At 69.1% G+C, this 4891-nt stretch carries 4 protein-coding genes; 2 read left to right on the top strand and 2 right to left on the bottom strand.

Annotated elements, in window-relative coordinates:
- Positions 1–15: 15 nt before the first annotated feature.
- The gene (gene purU / locus L995_RS19295; RefSeq protein ID WP_013804418.1) at positions 16–864 is read right to left on the bottom strand and encodes a formyltetrahydrofolate deformylase; all 849 of its coding nucleotides are present in this window, start codon (positions 862–864) and stop codon (positions 16–18) included.
- 73 nt (positions 865–937) lie between these two features.
- Between purU and L995_RS19290 the strand changes: the two genes are divergently transcribed.
- Positions 938–2893: a putative bifunctional diguanylate cyclase/phosphodiesterase gene (locus L995_RS19290; RefSeq protein ID WP_016451962.1), complete on the top strand. Its 1956-nt coding sequence runs from the start codon at positions 938–940 to the stop codon at positions 2891–2893.
- Between the two features lie 3 nt (positions 2894–2896).
- Here L995_RS19290 and L995_RS19285 read toward each other — a convergent pair whose 3' ends face one another.
- The gene (locus L995_RS19285; protein ID WP_047473039.1) at positions 2897–3781 is read right to left on the bottom strand and encodes a ChaN family lipoprotein; all 885 of its coding nucleotides are present in this window, start codon (positions 3779–3781) and stop codon (positions 2897–2899) included.
- Positions 3782–3941: 160 nt separating this feature from the next.
- On the opposite strand from L995_RS19285, the gene L995_RS19280 reads away from it, so the two are divergent.
- On the top strand, positions 3942–4891 hold a 950-nt coding region (locus L995_RS19280), incomplete at its 3' end, for a type IV pili methyl-accepting chemotaxis transducer N-terminal domain-containing protein (protein ID WP_047473040.1).

Below are 4891 nucleotides of genomic sequence, written 5' to 3'. Positions count from 1 at the left end.
GGCCGGGAGCCGGCTTCAGCGGAAGACCACGGTCTTGTGGCCGTTGAGGATGACGCGGTGCTCGCTGTGCCACTTGACGGCGCGGGCCAGCACCTGGCTCTCGGTGTCGCGGCCGCGGGCCGTGAGGTCTTCCACGGTGTCGGTGTGGTCGGCGCGGGCCACGTCCTGCTCGATGATCGGGCCTTCGTCCAGGTCGGCCGTCACATAGTGGGCCGTGGCGCCGATCAGCTTCACGCCGCGGTCATGGGCCTGGTAGTAGGGCTTGGCGCCCTTGAAGCTGGGCAGGAAGCTGTGGTGGATGTTGATCGCGCGGCCGGCCAGCTTGGTGCACAGGTCGTTGGACAGCACCTGCATGTAGCGTGCCAGCACCACGAGTTCGGCGCCTTCGGCCTCGATGATCTCGAACTGCTTTGCCTCGGCCTGGGCCTTGGTGGCAGCCGTGACGGGGATGTGGTGGAAGGGGATGTTGTAGCTGGCCGCCAGCTGGTAGAACTCGCGGTGGTTGCTGATGATGGCGCGGATGTCCACCGGCAGCAGGCCGCTCTTCCAGCGAAACAGCAGGTCGTTGAGGCAGTGGCCTTCCTTGCTGACCATGAGCACGGTCTTCATGGCTTCGGCCTTGGTGTGCAGGCGCCACTTCATCTGGTACTGGCCGCCCAGGTCGGCCAGGGCCGCCCTCAGAGCCGCGGGATCGCAGCCGTTGCAGGCAAATTGCACGCGCATGAAGAACAGTCCGGTGGCCGGGTCGTTATACTGCGCGGCCTCTTCGATGTTGCCGCCTTGCTCGAGCAGAAAGCCCGAGACGGCATGTACCAGACCGAGCCGGTCGGGGCACGAAAGGGTAAGAATATAGGCTTGGGTCATAGCGGCGCAATTGTCGCAGCATGCACACGACCCTGCGCAAGTCACACGTTCTGGGAACGTTCTGAGGAACCACATGCAAGATCAGGGAGAGCAGCCCCGAATACCGCTCTGGGGCGCATTGACCCTGTATGTGTGCGCAGGTCTGCTGTGGCTCTGGGGCGTGGAATGGCTGCTGGCGCACCTGCAGATACCGCCCGGGCCGGCAGCGCAGCGGCGCATGCTGTCCTCGGTGGCCCTGGTGCTGGTCACGGCCGTGGGCGGCGGCTGGCTGCTGTGGCGCATGCGCCGTGGAGAGCGCACTGCCCATGCCGCGATGGCTGCCGGGCGGGAGGCCGACGAACGCCAGCGCCTGGCCGCCGCCGTGGTGGACAACACCATGGAGGGCGTGGTCGTCACCGATGCGCGCAGCCGCATCCTCTCGGTCAACAGCGCCTTCACGCGGCTGCTGGGCTATACCGAGCAGGAGATGCTGGGCAAGACCCCGCGCATGTTCAAGTCCGGCCGCCACGACAAGGCCTTCTACGAGGCCATGTGGGACAGCATGCAGGCCACGGGCCACTGGCAGGGCGAAATCTGGAACCGCCGCAAGAACGGCGAGGTCTTTCCCGAGCGCATGTCGCTCAGCGCTGTCAAGGACGCACAAGGCAAGGTCACGCACTACGTGTGCATGTTCACCGACATCTCGGCCGAGAAGGCGCGCGAGGCCCAGCTCGAATTCCTGGCCCACCGCGACATGCTCACCGGCCTGCCCAACAGCGTGCGCTTCACAGCGCTGCTGGAAGACGCCGTGGCCGAGGCGGCCGCCGAGCAGGGCACGCTGGCCGTGATGCTGCTGAACATCGATCGCTTCAAGGACGTCAACGACAGCTACGGCCACGCCATCGGCGACCAGGTACTGCGCCACATCGCCGCCCGTGTGCACGATTCCCTGGGCCCCCAGGACCTCATAGGTCGCATGGCCGGTGACGAACTGGCCGTGCTGTGCAAGGGCATGAGCGAGCGCGGCGACGCCATCGCCCGCGCACGGCAACTGATCGCGGCGGCCGGCCAGCCCTGGAGCTCGCCGGACGGCCTGTCCGTCATGGCCGGCGTCAGCGTGGGCATCTGCATGTACCCCTCCCATGCCGGCAATGCCCAGGACCTGCTGCAGGGCGCGCATGCGGCCGTCTACGGCGCCAAGTCGCGCAGCGGCCGTGCCTGGTGCTTCTTCGAGGAAGACATGACCTCGGCCGCGCGCGAGCGCCTGGCCATGGAGGCACGGCTGCGGCAGGCCATAGACCTGGGCCACCTGCGCCTGTACTTCCAGCCCCAGATCGACCTGGCCACTGGCCGCCTGGTGGGCGCCGAGGCCCTGGTGCGCTGGCTGGACCCGGACGAGGGCCTCATCTCCCCGGCCCGCTTCATCCCTGTGGCCGAAAGCTCGGGCGTCATCGGCGCGCTGGGCCTGTGGGTGCTGCGCGAGGCCTGCGCCCAGGGCCAGCGCTGGCGCGATCAGGGCCTGCCCGAGATGACCATCGCGGTCAATGTCTCGCTGCACCAGTTCCTGCTGACCGACATCGCCGGTGCCACCGCCGACGCGCTGGCCGCCACGGGCTTCGCCCCGCACTGCCTGGAGCTGGAGATCACCGAAAGCGCCCTGGCCGAGCGCCCCGAGGAGGCCCTGGCCGTCATGCGCCGTCTGCGCGCCCAGGGCCTGCGGCTGGCCATCGACGACTTCGGCACCGGTTATTCCTCGCTGGCCCACCTCAAGCGCTTCCCGCTGGACCTGCTCAAGATCGACCAGGGCTTCATCCGCGACATCCCGCACAGCGCCGACGACATGGCCATCAGCGGGTCGGTGATCGCGCTGGGGCATGCCATGGGGCTGAAGGTGCTGGCCGAGGGCGTGGAGACGGCCGAGCAGCTGGCATTCCTGCGCGGCAAGGGGTGCGACTTCTTCCAGGGCTATCTGTGCAGCAAGCCCATGCCTGCGCAGGCGTTCGGCGAGTGGGTCTCGGGCAACGAGGGAATGTGGGCCGTGCAGGGGTGAAGCTCAGTCCACCCGACCCGCATCCGCCCGCGGTGCCGGCGGGTTCCTGAACTTCTCGCGCAGCTCTGCGCAGTGGTCCTTGGCCGGCAAGGCGTCCGTCTTCTGCAGCCAGTCCACATCGGATTCGTGCGCCACCGATGTCTCGCCTGCCTGCGCCACGGCCACTTTGGCTGCTGCGGACTCCGGCAGCCAGGTCGGGATGCCCACCCCGCGCAGGACATGGCCCCGCCCGGCCACCAGCACCACGGTCTTGCCGGGCCTGATCGCCGCCTTGGCCACCTCGGCCATGCTGGCATCGCGGGCCAGCTGGATGCGGGCCATGGGCGGCAGCTGTGTGTCGGGCAGCAGGCCGCAGTGGCCTTCGCGGATGGCGTCGAGCTGGCGCTGCCAGGCTTCGGGCGGCAGGTGGGTGTCCAGGTTCTGGTTGCGCATGGCCTGCTTCATGTCGGCGCGGGGCAGGTTGCCGCCCAGCACGGGCACGCCTGCGCGCACGGCGGCCATGACCACGCCGCGGTAGCGCGGCCAGGGCCAGGCGGCGTCCTGCCATTGCAGGGCCTGCTGCACAGCGTCCTCGGAGGCGTCGCGCGCCAGGCTGGCCGTGGAGCCCGTGCGCGGCGCCATCTCGATCACCAGCGCGGCCAGGCGCTCCTGTTTTGCCAACTGCTCCACCGTGGCCTGCTGCCAGGCCTGGTGGGCCGCCGCATCGTGCTGCTCGCCCAGCAGCACGATGGGCGCGTCGGACCAGCGCTGCAGCTGCTGCGTCCAGTCCCGCGCCGGTGTGGAGGAGCTGGCGCAGCCGGCAAGGGCTGCCGCCAGCCATGCGGCCGCAGCCAGGCCGGCAAGGCGCGGGGTGCGGATGAAGGGGCGGAGGTGGGAGCGGACTTGCATGGCCCCATGCTAAACACTGGCCTCGCCCGGGGGCCCCATAGGCCCTGTGGGCATTGGGGGCAGTTGAAAGGATCCTAGGAATCGGGGCGGGGCACGGCGCAAACGGGCGGCGCTTGATTCAGGTCAAGACGCGCAAATGTGCCGTGGCTACAGTGCAACCATGCATGGCAAGCCCTCGCTTTCGACCAAGCTGCTGCTCATGGGCGCGGCCTGCCTGCTGGCGGCCGTGGCATCGATCGGCTTCACGCTGTGGGTGGCCTGGCAGCTGGAAGGCGGCGCGGCCGCCGTGAACGAGGCCGGGCGGCTGCGCATGAGCATGGTGCGCATGGCCATGGCGCGCCAGAACGAGGCGCCTGCGCAGTGGCAGGCGCGCGCGCAGCAGTTCGACGCCAGCCTGGACCTGCTGCGCAGCGGCGACATGTCGCGCCCGCTGTTCGTGCCCTGGAGCGACGAGGTCAGGGCGCGCTACGAGCGCATACGCCGCGACTGGAGCGCGCTGCACGCGCGCTGGCAGGCCGAGGACCAGGCTGATGCGCAGGCCATCATGGGCAGCGCCGACGCCTTCGTGCGCGAGGTGGACGGCTTTGTCGAAGCCATCGAGGACCGGCTCTCGCGCTGGACGGCCATCCTGCACCTGTTTCAGATGTGTCTGATGGCGCTGGCCATCATCGCGGCCGTGAGCTTCATGGCCACCAGCTACTGGCTGGTGCTGCATCCCGTGGGCCAGTTGCGCTCGGCGCTGGAGCGCATGCGGCGCGGACACCTGGACACGCGCATGAGCGTGGAGGTGGACGACGAGTTCGGCCAGCTGGCCGCAGGCTTCAACCTGATGGCCCAGTCGCTGCAGAGCTCGCACGCCGAATTGGAAGACAAGGTGCGCGAGAAGACCGCCAGCCTCAACGTGCAGCACCAGCAGCTGCAGGCGCTGTACGCGGTCAGCGTGCAGGCCTCCGAGGCGGCCTGCCTCCAGGCCCTGGCCGAAGGGTTCGTGCGCCAGATCCGTGTGGCAGCCCAGGCCGATGCGGCCACGGTGCGCTGGTCCGACGAGGCCAACGAGCGCTACGTGCTGCTGGCCGGCGACGGCCTGCCCCAGTCCATGTCGGTGCAGGA

This window comes from Delftia sp. ZNC0008 (genome assembly GCF_000799035.1).
In the GTDB taxonomy this organism is placed as follows: Bacteria; Pseudomonadota; Gammaproteobacteria; order Burkholderiales; family Burkholderiaceae_C; genus Comamonas; species Comamonas tsuruhatensis.
The sequence above is the reverse complement of the archived record's forward strand: the minus strand, read 5'-3'. Positions and strand labels throughout refer to the sequence as shown.